At 37.1% G+C, this 19697-nt stretch carries 18 protein-coding genes; 9 read left to right on the plus strand and 9 right to left on the minus strand.

The window, feature by feature from the left end; translation table 11 throughout:
• Positions 1 to 265: 265 nt before the first annotated feature.
• Positions 266 to 772, minus strand: coding sequence for a hypothetical protein (locus OQ268_RS02665; RefSeq protein WP_265854513.1), 507 nt, complete (start codon positions 770 to 772; stop codon positions 266 to 268).
• Between the two features lie 220 nt (positions 773 to 992).
• Positions 993 to 1889 (minus strand): methylmalonyl Co-A mutase-associated GTPase MeaB, encoded by an 897-nt coding sequence (gene meaB, locus OQ268_RS02670; RefSeq protein WP_265854514.1) that lies wholly within the window; start codon positions 1887 to 1889, stop codon positions 993 to 995.
• Positions 1890 to 1956: 67 nt separating this feature from the next.
• Here meaB and OQ268_RS02675 point away from each other — a divergent pair, with 67 nt between their 5' ends.
• The 7 genes from OQ268_RS02675 (at position 1957) to OQ268_RS02705 (ending at position 9428) form a co-directional block, all read left to right on the plus strand.
• The gene (locus OQ268_RS02675; RefSeq protein ID WP_265854515.1) at positions 1957 to 2832 is read left to right on the plus strand and encodes a glycosyltransferase family 2 protein; all 876 of its coding nucleotides are present in this window, start codon (positions 1957 to 1959) and stop codon (positions 2830 to 2832) included.
• A 74-nt stretch (positions 2833 to 2906) separates the two neighbouring features.
• The gene (locus OQ268_RS02680) at positions 2907 to 3962 is read left to right on the plus strand and encodes a glycosyltransferase family 4 protein (RefSeq protein ID WP_265854516.1); all 1056 of its coding nucleotides are present in this window, start codon (positions 2907 to 2909) and stop codon (positions 3960 to 3962) included.
• Positions 3963 to 4004: 42 nt separating this feature from the next.
• Entirely contained in the window at positions 4005 to 4805 is an 801-nt protein-coding gene (locus tag OQ268_RS02685) for a DUF5672 family protein (protein ID WP_265854517.1), read from the plus strand.
• A 168-nt stretch (positions 4806 to 4973) separates the two neighbouring features.
• Positions 4974 to 6791, plus strand: coding sequence for an ABC transporter ATP-binding protein (locus OQ268_RS02690; protein WP_265854518.1), 1818 nt, complete (start codon positions 4974 to 4976; stop codon positions 6789 to 6791).
• 2 nt (positions 6792 to 6793) lie between these two features.
• Positions 6794 to 7723, plus strand: coding sequence for a glycosyltransferase (locus OQ268_RS02695; protein ID WP_265854519.1), 930 nt, complete (start codon positions 6794 to 6796; stop codon positions 7721 to 7723).
• A 24-nt stretch (positions 7724 to 7747) separates the two neighbouring features.
• The gene (locus OQ268_RS02700; protein ID WP_265854520.1) at positions 7748 to 8656 is read left to right on the plus strand and encodes a glycosyltransferase; all 909 of its coding nucleotides are present in this window, start codon (positions 7748 to 7750) and stop codon (positions 8654 to 8656) included.
• Between the two features lie 4 nt (positions 8657 to 8660).
• A complete protein-coding gene (locus OQ268_RS02705; RefSeq protein ID WP_265854521.1) occupies positions 8661 to 9428 on the plus strand; it encodes a glycosyltransferase family 2 protein in 768 nt (255 codons plus the stop codon).
• Here the strand turns inward: OQ268_RS02705 and OQ268_RS02710 are convergent.
• Positions 9425 to 10315, minus strand: coding sequence for a glycosyltransferase (locus OQ268_RS02710; protein WP_265854522.1), 891 nt, complete (start codon positions 10313 to 10315; stop codon positions 9425 to 9427). The genes OQ268_RS02705 and OQ268_RS02710 overlap by 4 nt on opposite strands.
• Positions 10316 to 10392: 77 nt before the next feature.
• Here OQ268_RS02710 and OQ268_RS02715 point away from each other — a divergent pair, with 77 nt between their 5' ends.
• The gene (locus tag OQ268_RS02715) at positions 10393 to 11463 is read left to right on the plus strand and encodes an acyltransferase family protein (RefSeq protein ID WP_265854523.1); all 1071 of its coding nucleotides are present in this window, start codon (positions 10393 to 10395) and stop codon (positions 11461 to 11463) included.
• A 192-nt stretch (positions 11464 to 11655) separates the two neighbouring features.
• Here the strand turns inward: OQ268_RS02715 and infB are convergent, their stop codons facing one another.
• The 4 genes from infB to OQ268_RS02735 form a co-directional block, all read right to left on the minus strand.
• On the minus strand, positions 11656 to 14706 hold the full coding sequence (gene infB / locus OQ268_RS02720) for a translation initiation factor IF-2 (RefSeq protein WP_265854524.1): 3051 nt from the start codon (positions 14704 to 14706) through the stop codon (positions 11656 to 11658).
• Positions 14707 to 14766: 60 nt separating this feature from the next.
• Positions 14767 to 16011 (minus strand): transcription termination factor NusA, encoded by a 1245-nt coding sequence (gene nusA / locus OQ268_RS02725; RefSeq protein WP_265854525.1) that lies wholly within the window; start codon positions 16009 to 16011, stop codon positions 14767 to 14769.
• 3 nt (positions 16012 to 16014) lie between these two features.
• Positions 16015 to 16479 carry a ribosome assembly cofactor RimP gene (gene rimP, locus OQ268_RS02730; RefSeq protein WP_265854526.1) on the minus strand — a complete coding sequence of 155 codons (465 nt, stop codon included), beginning with the start codon at positions 16477 to 16479 and terminating at the stop codon, positions 16015 to 16017.
• A gap of 120 nt (positions 16480 to 16599) precedes the next feature.
• Positions 16600 to 17028: a hypothetical protein gene (locus OQ268_RS02735; protein ID WP_265854527.1), complete on the minus strand. Its 429-nt coding sequence runs from the start codon at positions 17026 to 17028 to the stop codon at positions 16600 to 16602.
• Between the two features lie 18 nt (positions 17029 to 17046).
• On the opposite strand from OQ268_RS02735, the gene OQ268_RS02740 reads away from it, so the two are divergent.
• Positions 17047 to 17391 (plus strand): phage holin family protein, encoded by a 345-nt coding sequence (locus tag OQ268_RS02740; RefSeq protein WP_265854528.1) that lies wholly within the window; start codon positions 17047 to 17049, stop codon positions 17389 to 17391.
• 38 nt (positions 17392 to 17429) lie between these two features.
• On the opposite strand, the gene OQ268_RS02745 is transcribed toward OQ268_RS02740, so the two are convergent.
• Positions 17430 to 18569, minus strand: coding sequence for an acyl-CoA dehydrogenase (locus OQ268_RS02745; protein ID WP_265854529.1), 1140 nt, complete (start codon positions 18567 to 18569; stop codon positions 17430 to 17432).
• Between the two features lie 146 nt (positions 18570 to 18715).
• The gene (locus OQ268_RS02750; RefSeq protein WP_265854530.1) at positions 18716 to 19696 is read right to left on the minus strand and encodes a lysylphosphatidylglycerol synthase transmembrane domain-containing protein; all 981 of its coding nucleotides are present in this window, start codon (positions 19694 to 19696) and stop codon (positions 18716 to 18718) included.
• Between the last annotated feature and the right edge of the window lies 1 nt (position 19697).

Consider the following 19697-nt stretch of genomic DNA (forward strand, 5'->3'; position numbering starts at 1 on the left):
AAATATGTTGATTGATTGGCCGTTATGCCACGTTTTAAAGATGTTTTTTTAGCCAAATTATCGAAGTCTTCCCAACTTTTATCAATAAAGCCTATTTAAAACTCCAGATTAATCTCATCATTATTTGCTTAGTAAGCTGGTATAATCGAGAAATATCATCTAGATTAAATTAATGAACAAATGCACAAAAACAAAAAATTAAACCATCTATAACGTGGAAAGTACCTTAAGTCAGTAAAATTTATCTATTCTGTTAGTTAATCTATTAATAGGTTAAGCTTAAATTTCTGTAACGTTTAATTTTCAATTCCTGATTGAAGTTAACCATAAATGTATGATCGATGGTATTTTCAGCTTGATAACTCAAAACAAGACAATCGCCTACGATATCGTGGAGTACCAATATAGGGGTGGTATAAGTTATTGCAACAACATGTGCAGCTTTATTTAATAAGTCTGAACTATGAATTTCAAAGTCCGCCACATCGAAAAAAAGGGGTTCGTTGTCTGTATTGCATATTATTGGCGCTTTATTTTTTAGTCCATTGATGGTATTGGCTACTGCAGTATTAAGTTGTTGATGTAAACTAGCTGCACCTGGGTTCGTGGTGAGCATATGCTCAAAAGTATGTGTTGATGGTGTTTTTACATAACGTTGCGCTTGCAGTTGGAATGCGCTATAACTATCGTGAAATATCCGGCGTTCGAATGCCGTAGTACACATAAAATTAAAATATTGTTTAGCGCTGAGATTAATGTAAGCTAAAGCCATATAAAATTATTTTTTTACTTTAAGACAAATATGGTACCAGTAAACAAAGTGCTGTATCAGATCGGCAAGACTTGTTATCTACGCTAACGAAACTAAAGTGGGCACATGAATTTATCATGAATAATTATTTCTAATTAAACGTGATAAAAGCCCTTAACGTTTCATTGCAAGAAATTATTTCCATCGGTTTATAGTGGAGAGAAGTTTTTCAGGTTTATACCTATTTATCTATAAATGCATCAGCAAAGCGATAAATATTAAAGCCAGGTTCTGTCAATGCGATCTCCAAATCTTTCCGCAATTGGATTTTATCAACGGAAAGCATTTTTTGATTTTGAATAATTCTCCAGGTTTTCTCTGCAAAGAGCAGCAGCTTTCTTTCATTGAGATTTTCGATGGGGGCTACAATCCAGTGGCATAAATCGGTTATCCCACCATTTTTATCAGCAATGGTTTTTAACACCGGGATAGTCTTAATGCCTTGATGAACCATTTTTTGCAAATTATTAGCAAAAGTTTCAGAACCATCTCTATCGGCTTTATTCACTACGAAGCAGTCGGCAATTTCCATCAAACCAGATTTGATATTCTGTATCTCATCACCAGATTCCGGCACCAAAGTTACAATCGTTTTATCGGCCAAACCTGCAATTTCTACTTCAGACTGACCAACGCCAACCGTTTCTATCAAAATCAAATCGAAATTAGCTGCTTTCAAAACATCAACCATTTCTATAGTTTTTGCAGAGATGCCACCCAATGCGCCACGTGTGGCCAGCGACCGTATGAAAACATTGGGATTATTAAACTGCCCCGCCATTCTAATTCTGTCTCCTAATAATGACCCAAAGTTAAAAGGCGAAGTTGGATCTATCGCCAAAATAGCGATCCGTTTACCTTGGCTTGCAAAATAATTGGTAATAGCACTAACCAGCGTACTTTTACCAGCTCCTGGCGGACCAGTGATACCCACTACCGGCGTATGAGCAAGATTATCTAGGCTTTTAAGCAGTAAGTTGGCAGGCGCTATATCATTCTCAACCAAGGTTAGTGCCCTGGCCAAAACTCTAAAATTGCCTTGTTTAACTTCGCTTAAAATGGATAGATGGGTATTCATCAATAAAACTATCTTTGTACAAATAAACAAAATTATAAGCCACAAAGCGTAAAAACATCAAATCTGCATGAAAGTTACCGGGTTTACTTTTTTAAGAAATGCAATTGCAAATGATTATCCTGCGAGAGAGGCAATTCTTTCTGTTTTGCCCTTGTGTGATGATTTTGTTGTTGCGCTTGGCAACTCTACAGATGGAACGTCTGAAATGGTAAAAAGTATCGATCCGAAGATCAGAACCATCGATACCATTTGGGATGAGCACATTCGCGAAGGTGGAAAAGTTTTTGCCGACGAAACCAACAAGGCATTAGCTAAGATAGGCACTGATACCGATTGGATGATTTACATTCAGGGAGACGAAGCAATACATGAAGAATATCTACCACTGATTAAACGGGAGATGGAGCATGAACTTCAAAATGGTAGCGTTGAGGCACTTCTTCTAAAATACAAACATTTCTATGCTTCGTATGATTACCTTGCCGAATCAAGGCGTTGGTACCGCAGGGAAGTTCGGATTATCAAAAATCTTCCAGGCGTTTCTTCCTATCGCGATGCACAAGGATTTAGAATTAACGGTAGAAAATTAAGGGTAAAATTAATTGATGCCTTTATTTATCATTATGGCTGGGTAAAACCACCTAAAGGGCTGCAAGGAAAGGTTCGGAATTTCAACCAATTTTACCAAACCGAGGCGTGGATTGAGGAGAATTACCCGGTGCAGGATACTTACGATATGCACAATGCCGATCGTTTAATCCATTTCGCAGGCACACATCCAAAGGTGATGATGGAGCGCATTGCAGCCGCCAATTGGAAGTTCGAAAAGGACCTCACTAAAGAAACCCCGAAAATGAATTTTCGAAGAAAGCTATTGCAAAAAATTGAGGATTTAACCGGGATTAGGCTGTTTGAATACCGTAATTATAAAATTGTGAAATAATCATTGCGGCATTTTGTTGCCTTTAAATATATTACCTTTGCCTCAGCATAACTCAAAATAAAGGAATTTTCAGCATGTCGAAACCATCTGTTTTAGTAACTTTTGATTCTATGAAAGATGCCAATTGCGGGTATTTTTCGTTTGGAAAAGGACTTGGTGATGCCATTATAAAGCAGAATAATGGTAGGTTTAGCATTAAATTCTATTTATTCAAAAAAACGGCATACCTTTTTAATGGGCTTGTAGATATACTTTATCTCTCCAAACTAGATCGACTCTTTTTTAGGCATAAGAATAACTTTGATGTGGTTCACCTTTCAGACCAGACCTGCAGGTTGAGGCCAAGCAAGGTGAATGCTAAAAAAATAATGACCATTCATGATATGAATAAGGTGCATTTAAAATTTAGTCGGCCACACCGAATACAAGTTTACCTTAAGAAGCTCGGTAAATTAATTTCGCAGTGCGATGAAATTGTTTGCATTTCTAAATTTGTTGCGAATGATGTTAAACATTATTTTCCGGAAGCTGCCACAAAAATCAATGTAATTTACAACGGTGCAGATAAATTATTGGCTAAAGAAAACCATCAACCGGCCTTCATTCCAAATAAGCAATTTATTTTCACCATTGGTTTACTTTCTGTACAAAAAGGTTTCCATTTGCTGCCAGCGTTATTGAAGGATAATGATTACGAACTGGTGATCTCTGGTAGGGAAACAACACACAAACAGAAGATTTTAGCCGAAGCAGAAAAATACAATTGTTTAGATCGAGTACATATTACTGGCCAAATTAGCGATGATGATAAAGCTTGGTATTATCAGCATTGTAGCGCATTCGTATTCCCTTCGGTGGCAGAAGGCTTCGGTTTACCCATCATTGAAGCGATGCATTTTGGCAAACCAGTTTTCTTATCAAAATTTACTTCCTTACCCGAGGTTGGTGGAGACGCTGCTTATTACTTCGATAATTTCGAACCTGAGCATATGCAAGAAGTATTTACCAAGGGGATGGAGGATTTTGTAGCCAGAAACAGGAGTGTTGAGATGATTAACCAAGCCGAAAGATTCTCTTGGGATATTTCGGCACGACAATACCTAAGCTTGTATGAAAAATGTCTGGTATAGAGATGCCTGTTGCATAATTAAAAATAATCTAAAATAAATCGATTGAAAAAGGTTGCCATTGTTATACCATTTTATAAACAAAATCTCTCAGCATACGAAAAGATTTCTTTACAACAATGTCAAAAAACTTTATCTAGGCACGATATTGTTGCGATAAAGCCAGACCAACTTTTACTTCCATCACTTTCGAATTTAATTGAATTCGACAACGTTATCAATTTTAGCAACCATTATTTCCAAGATATTGCGGGCTATAATCGTTTAATGCTATCGGCCGAATTTTACAAAGCATTTTTAAATTACGAGTATATTTTAGTGTACCAGATGGATTGTTTTGTTTTTTACGATGGCTTATCTGATTGGTGCAACCAAAATTGGGATTACATTGGAGCTCCATGGATAAAAAAAACATATCACAAAGATCCAATATCGCTCTTATTCTCTAAGTTAAAACGGCGAATTGTTTCGCAATTCAACTTTGGGGATAACAGTTCACCCAATCAAAGACAGTTAGATAATCAAGTTGGTAATGGTGGTTTCTCTTTGAGACGGGTAGCTAAGTTTCATGATTTGTGCTTGTTGCTAAAACCTATAGTTGATGATTATTTATCTGCCAATGATCATTTACATAATGAAGATGTGTTTTGGAGCATAGAGGTGAACCGAGAACAGCGTATACTCCATATTCCAAGTTGCACAACTGCTTTAAAATTTGCCGTTGAAGTGCCGCCCATTAGAATAAAAAATTTAACTCCTAAAGATTTCCCCTTTGGTTGCCATGATTGGGATAAATATGCAGACTACTGGCGCCCTGTATTTAAGACTTTGGGTTACAACATATAACACTAAAAACCTCTTAGCTTGGCACATTTCAACCAAATTGTAATTTTCAAACAGAGGGGTTTCTATTACCAAATAGGTTTGCATATAAACCGTACCTTTGCTTAGTTTTATTTAAAATTTTCGAACATGTTTAATCAACCTTGTTCCACAAAATAGCTTAATCTTATAATGAAAATATATTTTCGTTTACTATCCTTTGCCAAACCGATTGAAAAATTTGCAATACCCTATGTTATTGCTACGCTTTTCGCCATTACGTTTAACACTTTCCTATTTACACTTCTTGGGCCATTGCTAGAGACACTCTTTGTTAGTGATGCACCCACTACATTGAGCAAGGCAAGTTCTTCACTAGATTTTATGGCCAAATTTAGCCAACAGATTAACTTCTGGATCGATCAATACGGCAAAACGGAAACCTTGAAATTGGTTTGTGTGGTTATTGTAGTAACTGTTGTTTTAGCCAACTTGTTCCGTTATTTATCCCAGCGGTATATGGAAGATTTGCGTGTGCATACTTTGCTTAATTTAAGACGAACTGTTTTTAATAATGTAATGAATTTGCACATCGGATATTTTAATAATGAGCGGAAAGGAGATATTATTTCTAAAGTTGCATCAGATGTACAGGTAGTACAATTTACAGTAACAAATACACTTCAAGTTGTTTTTAAAGAACCTGTTCAGTTGTTATTTTATATTGGCGTGCTTATTTCAATTTCATTAAAACTAACCTTATTTTCGTTACTCGTAATTCCAGTTTCAGGTTTTATCATAAGTAAAATTGTTAAACGCCTAAAGCAACAAGCAAAAGAATCACATGAATCTTTCGCTAAAATGATTGGTTTTCTTGATGAGTCTTTAAGCGGAATTAAAATTGTTAAGGCATTCAATTCTACCCAAAGAGTTAAACAAAAATTTGATGATGAAAATAAATTTTATTCGTTTCTAAATAGAAAAATGGTGAGAAGGCAACAACTTGCTTCACCTGTTTCGCAAACTTTGGGTGTTCTGGTGGTGGTTTTTATCGTGCTATATGGTGGCACCATGATTTTAACCGGACAGGGAGATCTAACACCTTCAAAATTTCTCGTTTACATAGCTACCTTCTCTCAAGTTATGCAACCCGTAAAAGCATTAACAGACTCGTTTAGTGGCATCCATTCTGGCATTGCTGCCGGCGAGCGTGTTTTAGATCTTATTGATACCAAACCAGAGCTGGTAGATAGACCGGATGCCAAAGCGGTTCCTGATTTTAAAAGCGAACTTACCTTAGAAAACATTTCGTTTTATTATGGTGATAAACAGATCCTGAATAACATCAACATCGATATTGAGAAAGGTAAAACTGTAGCACTAGTTGGACCATCTGGCGGTGGAAAAAGTACCCTGATGGATTTAATCCCTCGTTTTCATGATCCAAAATCAGGCTCCATAAAAATTGATGGTTTAGATTACAGAGACGTGAAAATTGAGGATCTTCGTTCACAAATGGGAACGGTAAATCAAGAATCTTTTTTATTTAACGATACTATTTTTAATAATATTGCTTTCGCAAAGCCAGATGCAACTGAAGAGGAAGTTGTAGCGGCAGCTAAAATTGCCAATGCTCACGAATTCATTTTAAATACCGAAAACGGCTATCAATCTTCTGTGGGCGATAGGGGCAATAAATTATCTGGCGGACAAAGACAGCGGGTTTGTATTGCACGAGCGGTCCTGGCAAACCCACCAATTATGTTGTTAGATGAGGCTACCTCGGCTTTAGATACAGAATCTGAGAAGCTAGTGCAGGAAGCTTTAAACAACCTGATGAAAAACCGAACATCAATTGTTATTGCACACCGTTTGAGTACGATACAGCATGCTGATAAAATTGTGGTGATTGATAAAGGTGAAGTGGTTGAAAGTGGTAGCCATTCGGAATTAATGGCATCCAATGGCTTATATAGGAGGTTAATTGATATGCAGGCTTTTAACGATTAAGTATGGATAAGCCGTTAGTTTCAATAGCCTTATGTACCTATAACGGAGAAAAATACCTGGTTGAACAGTTAGATTCTATCATTAACCAAACTTACCCCAACTTGGAGATTATTGTTGTGGACGACCATTCATCTGATCTTACACCATCAATACTAAGATCTTATGAAAACCAACTTGCCAACTTCAAAGTTTATGAAAACGAAAAGAATTTGGGTTATATCAAAAATTTCGAGCGGGCTGTGTCACTTTGTACCGGAGATTTCATCGCACTGTGCGATCAGGATGATGTTTGGGACTTGAATAAAATAAATATCTTAGTTACAGTTATCGGATACAACGATCTAATTTACCACGACTCAGCATTTATTTCGAGTGATGGCACTCCACTTCATAAAAACCTATCTGATATTATTAATATGTATGAAGGTGATAGTGTTAGGCCATTCCTTCTATCAAATAGTGTCTCAGGCCATGCTTGCCTTTTTAAAAAAGATTTGGTTAATTACATAGTGCCTTTTCCATCAGAAATCTTCCATGATCGTTGGATCAGTTTTGTAGCTACCAATCATGGTTCCATCAAATACTTAAATCAGCCATTGGCAAAATATCGCCAACATGAAAAATCTGACACCAACATTTTAAAACTGAAAAGAGAAAAACCAGAAACCATTCTTTATGGCCGAGTTAAAATTCAGAAAACTTTAAATGAATTACAGATTTTCGCCAGTTACCAATACAATAAAGATCAAAAGTTTATCGAAATATTATTGAAGCACTACCGTAGCAGATTAAATTCTTATTTATGCTTTGGTCTGATCTTTTTCATGTACGCTCACTACAAATCGTTATTATTTATCTCCAAAAAAAGCACTATAAGCAAGTTGAATTTCATCTTTAAACATATTTGGGGATCTAAATTTAAAGCGGATTAAGAAATTTTCTAGCAATGCATTTATATGGATACACCACTCATATCAATAATAATTCCATCTTATAATTATGGTCATTTCATTGCTGAAACTTTAAATTCAATTGTTTCTCAAACCTATTCAAATTGGGAAGTAATTATCGTTGATGATGGCTCTGTGGACAATAGTCAAGAAATTGTACAAAACTTTTGTACAGCAGATAAAAGATTTATATGGATTTTAAAGAAAAATGGTGGAGTTTCTACCGCCCGCAATGTTGGCATAAAAGCAGCATCTGGCAAATTCATTCAATTTCTTGATGCAGATGATCTAATCAGTCCTGATAAACTTCAAATACAAGTTGATTACCTTATAAAGCATGAAAAAATAGATATTATCTTTAGTGATGGTTTATTTTTTGATGAGTTAGGATATATGAAGCCGGCTCCAGCTCCATATCTAAATTCGAGCGCATTTAACAATATATGCGAACTTTCTCATCAGAATCTATTAATAAGTGCTCCAATTTTCAGAAAAAGAATTTTACTAACAGATACCCCTTTCCCCCAAAACATACGATATAATGAAGACTGGGAATTCTGGCTTGAGCTTGCTCTAAAGAATAATGTTTTTCACTACCTTAAAGATGAGCGTTGCTTTACTTCTATACGTGTTCATTCAATGAATTCCAGTATAAACCGGAATACGATGTTAGTTGCTGAGCTAGAAATGAAAAAAAGGTTATTGACAAATATTAAATTACAGCAACTGTTTTCGATATTAGAAATAAAAAAAATTGAAAGGTTATTAAGGAAGAGGATTTCAAATATTTACAAAGAATTAATGTTTGGAGGCTCACTACTAAATCTCTCATGGATAAAAAAGAACTATAGTACATTTGGAATTTTAAATTTTTTGAAATATTATCTAAAGGCTATAAATAACAAAAGAAAGTAAACTAATGGAGAGTCCGATCAAGGTGGATGTAATAATCTTAAGTTTTGCAAAAACGGAGGTGCTTAAAGATATGACAGCACAAACTGTTAAATCATTGATAGATTCTGAAGATCACAAGAAAATTAAGTTCAATATCATCGTGATCGAATCTAATCACAGCATAAAACCTTTTGAATATTTTGGCACTGAAACTATCTATTCTAACCAAAAATTCGGCTATCATAGGTATATGAATATCGGAATTAATCGATCAAACAACTCATATATATGTATTTGCAACAATGATTTGCTATTTCACAAGAATTGGTGTTCAGAAATTTTAAAAGTACTTTTCGCAGATGAAACAATTGATAGTGCTAGTCCATTCTGTTCAATTCACCACCCTAAAATTGGTCTTTTGCCATATACGGGCATTTACAGCGGCTATACGGTTAGGAAAGAGATCACTGGATGGTGTTTATTCTTCAAAAGAAATATCCTAAAAAAAACAGGCAAACTAGATGAAAAGTTTACATTTTGGTATGCGGACAATGATTATGCAAATACTTTGCAAAAACACAAAATTAGGCATTGTTTGGTTTCCTCATCAATTGTCGATCATTTAGAAAGTAAAACACTGGAAACTTTTAACCACGAACAACAATTGAAAATGACGACAAGAGAACGGTTTTATTACGAATATAAGTGGGAAGGCAGAAATTTTTTTTCTTATTTGAATCGATTACTTAAATCCAAAAAAGAAATCAATCGCCAGTTAAAAGGAAAAAATTAGTTTCTTTTACTTACTATCTTAAAACATGCGAAGTACAACTTAAATAATAAAGTAAGATTCATTACTCGCGATTTTCTGCTATTAAATATTGCTAAAAACATTTCTTTCGGTAAAAAATTCTCTTCGTGCATTCTCTTCAGCAAGCTCTTAAAAGCCTGTTTTTCCTCTATTAGCATTTTTTCCTTCTGCAATCCTACTAGGTTCACAGGAAGTTTATGGCTCCATTTCTTATGCACCTTAAGAATTTCATCTAACCAAAATTTATTAAAATTTCCTTCAGAAAAATGTTCAATCAAAATTTCGAATGTAACACCAACACTGAACTTTTCTCCTACTCCCAGGCAAAAATCAATATCATAACCATGAAAAGAAGTTAATTTTTTTTCATCAAATTGATAAAAATCAAACGCAGCTTTAGTACAACAAAACCATACCCCATCTATACACGCAACACTTTGAAATTTTGCATTTTGAGGATTTGAGCATTCTATCGATTTTTCTTTATCGGAATATTTATAATTTTGAATGACGTTATAATTTAATGAGGCTTGATCTTCTATCCCATAACAATGCCAACTCGATGGCGTCAATGCTTTATACTTGCTTCCTGCAATGCCTAATACTCCTAGATTTATTTCTTCTTTAAAAGTCTTAATTACGGATTCGCCCCAATGATCTGTGTGGTAAAATATATCTTCATGCATGAAGCATAGAACATCGTATTTTGCTTGCAAAGCCCCTTCGTTATAAACCTGGCATATTCCCCTCGGATTGACACTATTATCAATCGCTACTATTTCATGTTCTATACCAATTGTTGATCTGATATTATCTTTTACGAGCTCCAGTTGCTTTGGATCCACTGAACAAATTATTACACTGATCATAAATTAACATTGATTAACAAAAATGAAACAAGAAAAATATACAAATTAATATGCCGAATTTCGTAAAATTGCAGCAAATGACAACGAAAAATATTGCCAAGAATTACGACTTCATTGATACTATGAGGTTTATTGCTATGATAGGGATTGTAATGGAACATAGCTCACCCTTCTTAGGCCTTAAACTAACTACTCTTCATGATCAGATTATACAAACGGTAGCACTACAATTTATCAAGTTTGGTACCATTGTATTTTTCATTTTGGCTGGTTTTCTAATTGGCGATAAATTTAACGAATATACAACCAAGCAATATCTAGGGAGAAGGTTACATACTACCTTTAGGCCATGGCTTTTTTGGGTAACGGTTTTTATCATACTATTTTATATTGATGAAAGTGTCAAGTTCTTTAAAGGTTCAGATTCATTAGGCTATTCAGACCCATTAAGCTACCTTTTTGATAGGTTTCACTTCATTGTGGTGCAAACCAGTTTCTGGTTTATCATTAACTTTATGTTGTGTATAACCATCTTGTTAGTTTTTAGAAGATATATGTACAGCATTGTCTTCGGACTCATTTTGGGCTTGTTATCATTGTTTTATTCAGTGAATCTTTACTTCGATTGGATTCCCACAGGCCATACAACAGCTTTATTGGGCTTTGTATTCTATCTATGGCTAGGAGTCATCTTACACAAATATTTTAAAGAATTCATCAGTTGGATTAACAATCGCTCTTTTGTTTCGATTTCTATTGCGCTTTTAATAACCTTTATCATTTCTTGCTACGAAACCATCAATCTAATTCACTTGGGTTCTGCCGATTCTGGAAACACATTGAGGTTTTCAAACATTATCTTTTCTTTGGTATCTTTCCTTTTTCTTTACAAGTACTGTAATTTCGCGGTGATAGAGAAGCTAAAACCTAGGTCGATGACATTTGGTATTCACCTGCTTCATCATATTCTAATTATTATTTTCTTGCCGATGATTTTGAGGCCGTTGAGGATTGTTTATATTGAACAAACGGCTTGGCAGCTTTTCTTCTTACAATTTGCTATTTTTATCTTAATATATGCAGCTACTTATGCCATTGTTTATTACATAGGCAAATCTCCAAAATGGAAGTGGACAGTTGGGCAATAGAATAAGCAAGTGCTTTTCTTAATAACTTATATGCCTCAAATGGGCTTATATCTAATTATGTCATAGGATAGCACAGGTAGGTTTTTAGCTGGTTACTTATTGATGATTTAGCATTTCAAAAGCCTATTAACATCCAACAAAAAAAGTGACCCTTTTGAGGTCACTTCAATTTGTTTATTAAAAAGGAATCCTTTACAATTTCCTTGCTACTTCAACTTGTTCGTAAGCTTCTACAATATCGCCCACTTCAATGTTATTAAAGTTTTGAATGTTTAATCCACATTCGTAACCTTTACTAACTTCTTTAACATCATCTTTAAAGCGTTTTAATGATGCCAATTCACCTGTGTAAACTACAACACCGTCTCTAACGATACGGATCTTGCTGTTACGGGTAATTTTACCATCAAGTACCATACAACCTGCAATGGTACCTACTTTAGTAATTTTGAATGTTTCACGAATCTCTACATTAGCCACAATTTTCTCTTCAAACTCTGGATCCAACATACCTTCCATTGCCGACTTAATCTCGTTGATTGCATCGTAAATGATAGAATACAAACGAATATCAATTTGCTCTGCTTCTGCCAATTTACGTGCACCTGTAGACGGCCGAACCTGGAAACCAATGATGATCGCATCAGATGCAGAAGCTAACAATACATCAGACTCTGAAATCTGACCAACACCCTTACTGATGATGTTGATTTGGATTTGCTCGGTAGATAGTTTCAACAATGAATCTGCCAAAGCCTCAATTGATCCATCCACATCACCTTTAACAATGATGTTAAGCTCTTTAAAGTTACCAATAGCCAAACGACGACCAATCTCATCCAGTGTAATGTGTTTTTGTGTACGTAAACCTTGCTCACGCTGTAACTGCATACGTTTGTTTGCAATGTCACGTGCTTCAGTTTCGCTTTCAAGTGCGTTAAAGCGATCGCCTGCTGTTGGAGCGCCTTGCATACCCAATACCTGTACTGGTTGCGATGGCCCTGCAGAATCTACTTTAGCGCCACGTTCATTGGTCAATGCTTTCACACGTCCGCTGTAACTACCCGCTAAAATTGGATCTCCAACTCTTAAGGTACCTGCTTGAACCAAAACAGTAGTTACAATACCACGTCCTTTATCTAAAGCAGACTCAATTACAGTACCGGTAGCTCTCTTATTCGGATTTGCTTTAAGTTCTAATAATTCAGCTTCTAACAATACTTTATCTAAAAGCAAATCTACATTTAACCCGCTTTTACTAGAGATCTCTTGTGATTGATATTTACCACCCCAATCTTCGACCAAAATGTTCATTACTGACAATTGCTCACGTACTTTGTCGGCATTTGCACCAGGTTTATCTACTTTCGTAAAAGCAAACACCAATGGAACGCCAGCTGCTTGGGCATGGTTAATGGCCTCTTTTGTTTGAGGCATCACCGCATCGTCTGCAGCAATTACAATGATGGCAATATCCGCTGCCTTAGCACCACGTGCACGCATCGCTGTAAAAGCTTCGTGACCCGGAGTATCTAAGAAAGTTACCTTTTTACCTGATGGTGTGGTTACCATGTATGCACCAATGTGCTGCGTAATACCACCTGCCTCACCGGCAACTACGTTCGCCTTGCGGATATAATCTAGCAGGGATGTTTTACCGTGATCGACGTGACCCATGATCGTTACAACCGGAGCTCTTTCGATTAAATCATCGTCATTATCCTCTTCCTCTATTACATTATCCTCTTCTTCATCTGGCTTAACGAATTGTATTTCGTAGCCAAACTCATCAGCAACAATAGTTAATGTTTCAGCATCTAAACGTTGGTTAATGGAAACAAACATGCCTAAACTCATGCAGGTACCAATAATTTTGGTTACTGGAACGTCCATCATGTTTGCCAACTCATTGGCTGTAACAAACTCTGTTACTTTTAATATTTTTGATTGAGATTCAAGCTCATTTGCTGCTTCCTCAGCGTTGAAGGCTACATCATCGCGTTTCTGACGGCGTAATTTAGCCCGCTGAGCAAACTTTCCAGACTTACCTGCTCCGCTTAAACGAGCAAGTGTTGCTTTAATTTGATCTTGAATTTCTTTCTCTGTAGGTTCTTCTTTTGGTCCGCTAGGTGTAGCGTTCCTATTTTGGAAACCTGGTCTGTTATTATTTCTATTGCCCTGGTAAGGCGTACCACCTTGTCCGGCAGGTCTGTTACCTTGGTAGGGTGTACCGCCTGGTCTGTTACCCTGGTAAGGTTGACGTGGTTGACCTGGTGCCCCACCTTGTCCCGCAGGATTTTGGCTTTGTCCGCCATGCTGACCAGGTTGACCTGGTGCACCTGGTGTTTTTTTGCGTTTACGCTTACGTTTCGCCGCCTCACTATCACTAGATGATGCAACTGGGCCATTTCTTCTATCTGGCGTTGTAGGCAAAACAATTTTACCAATAATATTTGGTCCGGTTAACTTAACCGTACGTGCCTTAATTACTTCAGGCTCATTATTAGCAGGTTTAGCTTCAGCTGGTTTTTCTTCAGCTTTTGGTGCCTCAACCGGTTTAACTGCTTCTGGGGCCTTTGCAACTGGTGCAGTATCGGCCTGAGCAGGCGTTTCAACTTTTTTCACCTCAACAGGTGTTTCTTCTGCTTTAGGTTGCTCTACAGGTTTAGCTGGTTCTGGTGCTTTCGCAACAGCTGCTGGTGCCTGCGTTGGTGCAGGGCTCGACTCTTCTTTTTTAACCGGGCGATTTTTAGCGTTAAGATCGTTTAAATCAATTTTGCCAACAACTTTAACACCAGGTAATGCACCCTCATCTGTTTTTTCTTCAGATTTGGCTTCTTTTGGCTGAGCTTGAGTCTCACTTACTGGTGCCGGAGCATCTGCTTTTGGTGTTTCTACAACTTTTGGCTTTTCTGCCGGCGGGGTAAACGTTTGTGCGTTCTTAATCAGAATTTCTTCGTTCTTCTCAAAATCGGTGTTCCTCTTTGGCGCTTCAGCTGGCTTTTCAGTCTCAGGCTCGTCGCGACGTATTTTACCAATCACTATTTGTTTGGCTTCTTCTCTTACGATCTTATCTCCCTGATACTCTTTTAACAAGGCACTGTACATATCGCCCGTAAGTTTAAACATCGGGCTTTTCTCAGCAGAGAAGCCTTTCTTGTTTAAAAACTCAACGGCCGTACCCATGCCTATATTAAGTTCTTTAATAGCTTTAATTAAAATGATTGGTTTGTCGTCTGACATTTAGCTCCTGTTATTTTTTAATATAATACAAAAGTAGTGTTTATTTGGCAATTACACCACTTATTCAAATTCTGACTGTAAAATCTGAACCACCTCTTTAATGGTTTCTTCTTCTAAGTCTGTGCGTTTTACCAAATCTTCTACTGTAAGTGCCAAAACACTCTTAGCAGTATCGCACCCGATAGCTTTTAATTCATCAATAATCCAGCTATCAATCTCATCTGAGAATTCTTCTAGATCCACATCCTCATCACTTTCTTCACCAGCTTCACGGTAAACATCAATTTCATAACCGGTTAATTTACCAGCCAATTTAATATTATGTCCGCCACGTCCAATAGCTAAAGAAACCTGATCCGGCTTTAAATAAACAGATGCGTGTTTAGTTTCATCATCTAATTTAATAGAAGTAATCTTCGCTGGGCTTAAAGCACGGGTAATGTATAATGAGATGTTGTTTGTAAAGTTAATTACATCGATATTTTCATTTTTCAATTCACGAACGATACCATGAATACGAGATCCTTTCATACCTACGCAAGCACCAACCGGATCAATACGATCATCGTAAGATTCAACAGCCACTTTAGCACGCTCTCCTGGTTCGCGAACAATTTTTTTAACGGTAATTAAACCATCAAAAATTTCCGGAACTTCTAGTTCGAACAGACGCTGTAAAAAATCTGGTGCTGTTCTGGAAATGATAATCTTTGGGTTAGCATTAATCATTTCAACTTTGGAGATTACCGCTCTAACAGAATCACCCTTTTTAAAATAATCTGCAGGAATTTGTTCTGTTTTAGGCATTAAGAGTTCGTTACCTTCATCATCCAAAACAAGTGTTTCCTTCTTCCAAACTTGATAAACCTCTCCGGTAATGATTTCACCAACGCGATCTTTATATTTCTTGAAAATTTCGTCTTTCTCTAATTCTAATACCTTAGAAACCAGTGTTTGGCGGGCAGCTAAAATGGCTCTCCTACCAAAACTCTCTAAAGTAATCTGCTCAATGTAATCATCACCAACCTCTAAGCTTGGATCCAGCTTGTGTACATCTGCAAGTTCAATTTCCAAATCATCATCTTCAGAAAATCCATCCTCCATCACCTTTCTCGTTCTCCAGATTTCCAAATCCCCGTTATCTGGATTTACAATTACATCACAGTTCTCATCTGTTCCGTATTTCTTACGCAACATACTACGAAAAACTTCTTCCAACACACTAATCACCGTTGGGCGATCTATATTTTTGAAATCTTTGAACTCTTGGAAAGAGTCGATCAAATTAATTGTTGTAGTACTCATTTTTTACTTAAATGAAATTAACACACTTGTTTCTAATATATCATTAAATGGCACGCTGGTTTCTACAGCCTTTGCTTTTTTTCCTTTTTCTTTAATCGATTCTTCAAGCAATAAATCAGCTGCATTAACTTCCAAAAGCTTACCCTCTTTTTTAAGGCCATCTTTAAGTTTAATACTCAAATTGCGCCCAATGTTTTTGGTGTACTGGCGGTTTAATTTTAGCGGCTCGCCTACACCAGGAGAAGAAACTTCTAAATTATAGGCTTGCTCAATCACATTCTCTTCCTCTAAATGAAAACCTACATGCCTGCTTATGGCAACACAATCCTGTATGCTAATACCTTCATCGCCATCAACATGAATAATCAACTTATTGTTTGGCAACATCTTCACTTCAACCAAAAACAGCTCTGGCCGATCTGCAATTTTCTCCTCAACGAGGGCTGCAACTTTCTTTTCTACCTGCATATTTTAACCTGATTTCATAGAAAAAGGGGACATTGTCCCCTTCTCTTTTCTTCGATTACGATGCAAATATAGTAATTTTTTACAAAAAATCAAACCCTTATCCCATTATTGTGCTGATAATTACCTTACAAGCACCTGCTTTTGTGGTTGTAAATTATGCTTTGCTGTACCGTTAAGGAGATTACCTACCGGTGCAAATTTAATTCCAACATAATTTTCTACCAGGTAAGTCTTACCCACTACAAAAGTCGAATGTGGAACAAAAACCACCGAATCGCCGGAAACTGTGGTTTTACCGGAAACGGGTATCTCGTCTTGCAAACTGTCTGAGTCATCAGGCCGGAGAAATACTGAAACCAAACCAGCAGAATCTGAATTTGCTAACGAGATATTTTTTGCTTGCAACAGGCTTCCTTCATCAATATTTTTAATTATTATTGATGAACAATCAGTAGAAAACTTAATTATTGGTTTGTTGTTATGCGAACATGCCAAAACAAAAGTGGCAATACAAAACATCCCCAAATATTTATAAACATATTTAAACATTTTACAAAATTAAGGATTATGAAACTAATTATCGAAGTACTCTTGATGGGACTAGCATTCTATCTTGGCGCAAAATTGGTACCAGGCGTATCTATTGATGGCTATGGTAACGCAATTATTGCGGCAATATTAATTGCCCTGGCAAATGCAACTATTGGCTTTGTGTTAAGGCTGCTTACTTTCCCAGTCAATTTTTTAACATTGGGTTTAGTATCGTTCATCATCACTGTATTGATGATTTTGTTAGTAGACAAAATGATGACCTCATTTAACACCTCTGGCTTTCTGGCTGCTGCTTTTCTTGCCATTATTGTAGCTTTAATTAAAGCTATTTTTGGCGCTCTTGCTGGTGATAAAGCTTAATAATTGAGCTGACAGTTTAAGGCTGTCAGCTCTGCACATTATCTTATCACTTCCCTGGAGATAACCATTTTTTGAATTTCTGAAGTTCCTTCATAAATCTGCGTAATCTTCGCATCACGCATGAGCCGCTCCACATGGTATTCCTTTACAAATCCATATCCTCCGTGTACCTGCACAGCCTCTACAGTAACATCCATTGCCACTTTGGATGCATATAGTTTAGCCATCGAACCTGCCTGAGTATACGGTAAACCCTGATCTTTTAACCAGGCGGCCTTGTAAACCAATAACCTGGCTGCCTCAATCTGCGTAGCCATATCGGCCAGCTTGAAAGCAATGGCCTGATGCTCTGCAATCGGTTTACCAAAAGATTTTCGCTCTTTTGCGTATTGGGTGGCCATTTCGAATGCGCCTTGCGCAATGCCCAATGCCTGTGCTGCAATGCCAATTCGTCCGCCCTCAAGCGTTTTCATCGCGAAAGAAAACCCAAAACCATCTTCACCAATTCTGTTTTCCTTAGGCACTCTTACATCATTAAACATTAAAGAATGCGTATCCGAGCCGCGGATGCCCAGCTTATTTTCTTTAGGGCCAATCGTAAAACCTTCCATGCCTTTTTCTACGATAAAGGCGTTAATACCTTTATGCCTAAGTTCTGGATGGGTTTGGGCTATAACCAGATAGGTAGATGCCGTACTCCCGTTGGTGATCCAATTTTTGGTGCCGTTTAGTAAGTAATAGTCGCCCATGTCATCCGCTGTGGTCCGCTGCGATGTAGCATCAGAACCAGCCTCAGGCTCCGACAAACAAAAGGCACCAATTTTTTCTCCCGAAGCAAGTGGCTTTAAATATTTTTCTTTTTGTGCTTCATTTCCATAAGCTTCGAGCCCATAACATACTAATGAGTTATTTACAGAAACTACTACCGATGCTGAAGCGTCTATTTTAGAAAGCTCTTCCATCACAAGCACATATGAAATGGCATCTAACCCGCTGCCATTGTATTTCGGGTCTACCATCATGCCTAAAAAACCCAATTCGCCAAGCTTGGTTACCTGCTCTGCCGGGAATTTTTGATGTTCGTCTCTTTCTATTACACCAGGTTTTAATTCTTGCTGCGCAAAATCTCTTGCAGCCTGCTGAATCATGATTTGCTCTTCTGTCAATTCAAAATGCATAACATTATGTATAAAGGTTAGTACTTCAAATGTAGCATTTCAAATTGAATTTACTATGCTGCCATAGCATTTATTTTGCCATTAGCGTTATATTTGATCAACGCTAAGGAAAGGGCTGCTAAGAATGTGAGTTATTCTGGCTCAAATTACCTTGATGCAACTTTTGAAATCACTTTAAAAGAACTTAAACTTCCCAAAATTAAAATTAGTAATACCTGTGAAGAATGGATGATAGTTGCATACGCTAACGCGTCTTTAAAAACCACTCCATAGAGAGCAAGGGCTTGCGCAACCATCCAATGGAACACACCAATACCTCCCTGAACTGGCGCCGCCATGGCAAAACCAGAAAAAACCAATGCTGTAAAAGCTGCAGCTAAGCCAAGGTTTTGGGTGGGCAAAATAGCTAAAAAGCAGAAATACATCGAAAGCAGGTAAGCAACCCATATGCCCAGCGTATAAGCGATAAATAATTGTTTTTGCTTAAGCTTATGGTACGAACCGAAGCCCTGTCTAAGTCCAACAAGAACCCTTAGTAGTTTTCTGCCGACCTTTTTTCGGACAATATATATTCCAAAAGCGATGGATAAAGCTACAATTGCGCCTATTGCCAACAACCACAAAAAGTTAAGATTAATAAGCTTCTGCCACAGCTTAACGTAAATGGATTGATATAAAAATTGATAAACGATATTATATTGGAAAACAACTACGGCAAGGCCGGTTGCCAGGAGCACCAGTACATCGAATAACCTTTCGGTAATCACTGTACCAATGGCGGCAAACATAGGTACGCGATCTGTTTTGTGTACTGATGTGCATCGACCAATTTCACCGAAGCGGGGTAGTGCCAAATTAGCCAGGTAACCGATAATTACGGCATGATAAACATTCCAAAATGAGACATCATAATGAATAGAGCGATACAGCATTTGCCACCTGAGTGCCCTAAGAACATGGGCCACCCAAACCATAAAGGCAGACACTATTATCCAGAAATAATTGGCAGATCTAATTTCTCGCCAAATCTTTGATAAATCCTGCCCCTTAAACGCAAGGTATAAAACACCTATCCCTATCAAAAAAAGGAGGATATATTTTAGCGCTGTTTTGAGGTCAAATTTCAAA

Origin of the sequence: Pedobacter sandarakinus, from assembly GCF_026240095.1 — a bacterium.
GTDB classification, from domain to species: Bacteria; Bacteroidota; Bacteroidia; order Sphingobacteriales; family Sphingobacteriaceae; genus Pedobacter; species Pedobacter sandarakinus.

Excerpts from the sequence above, each read along its gene's own strand:
- OQ268_RS02665 (WP_265854513.1), bottom strand. The coding sequence starts at position 772 with ATGGCTTTAGCTTACATTAATCTCAGCGCTAAACAATATTTTAATTTT.
- meaB (WP_265854514.1), bottom strand. The coding sequence starts at position 1,889 with ATGAATACCCATCTATCCATTTTAAGCGAAGTTAAACAAGGCAATTTT.
- OQ268_RS02675 (WP_265854515.1), top strand. The coding sequence starts at position 1,957 with ATGAAAGTTACCGGGTTTACTTTTTTAAGAAATGCAATTGCAAATGAT.
- OQ268_RS02680 (WP_265854516.1), top strand. The coding sequence starts at position 2,907 with ATGTCGAAACCATCTGTTTTAGTAACTTTTGATTCTATGAAAGATGCC.
- OQ268_RS02690 (WP_265854518.1), top strand. The coding sequence starts at position 4,974 with ATGAAAATATATTTTCGTTTACTATCCTTTGCCAAACCGATTGAAAAA.
- OQ268_RS02695 (WP_265854519.1), top strand. The coding sequence starts at position 6,794 with ATGGATAAGCCGTTAGTTTCAATAGCCTTATGTACCTATAACGGAGAA.
- OQ268_RS02700 (WP_265854520.1), top strand. The coding sequence starts at position 7,748 with ATGGATACACCACTCATATCAATAATAATTCCATCTTATAATTATGGT.
- OQ268_RS02705 (WP_265854521.1), top strand. The coding sequence starts at position 8,661 with ATGGAGAGTCCGATCAAGGTGGATGTAATAATCTTAAGTTTTGCAAAA.
- OQ268_RS02710 (WP_265854522.1), bottom strand. The coding sequence starts at position 10,315 with ATGATCAGTGTAATAATTTGTTCAGTGGATCCAAAGCAACTGGAGCTC.
- OQ268_RS02715 (WP_265854523.1), top strand. The coding sequence starts at position 10,393 with ATGACAACGAAAAATATTGCCAAGAATTACGACTTCATTGATACTATG.
- infB (WP_265854524.1), bottom strand. The coding sequence starts at position 14,706 with ATGTCAGACGACAAACCAATCATTTTAATTAAAGCTATTAAAGAACTT.
- nusA (WP_265854525.1), bottom strand. The coding sequence starts at position 16,011 with ATGAGTACTACAACAATTAATTTGATCGACTCTTTCCAAGAGTTCAAA.
- rimP (WP_265854526.1), bottom strand. The coding sequence starts at position 16,479 with ATGCAGGTAGAAAAGAAAGTTGCAGCCCTCGTTGAGGAGAAAATTGCA.
- OQ268_RS02735 (WP_265854527.1), bottom strand. The coding sequence starts at position 17,028 with ATGTTTAAATATGTTTATAAATATTTGGGGATGTTTTGTATTGCCACT.
- OQ268_RS02740 (WP_265854528.1), top strand. The coding sequence starts at position 17,047 with ATGAAACTAATTATCGAAGTACTCTTGATGGGACTAGCATTCTATCTT.
- OQ268_RS02745 (WP_265854529.1), bottom strand. The coding sequence starts at position 18,569 with ATGCATTTTGAATTGACAGAAGAGCAAATCATGATTCAGCAGGCTGCA.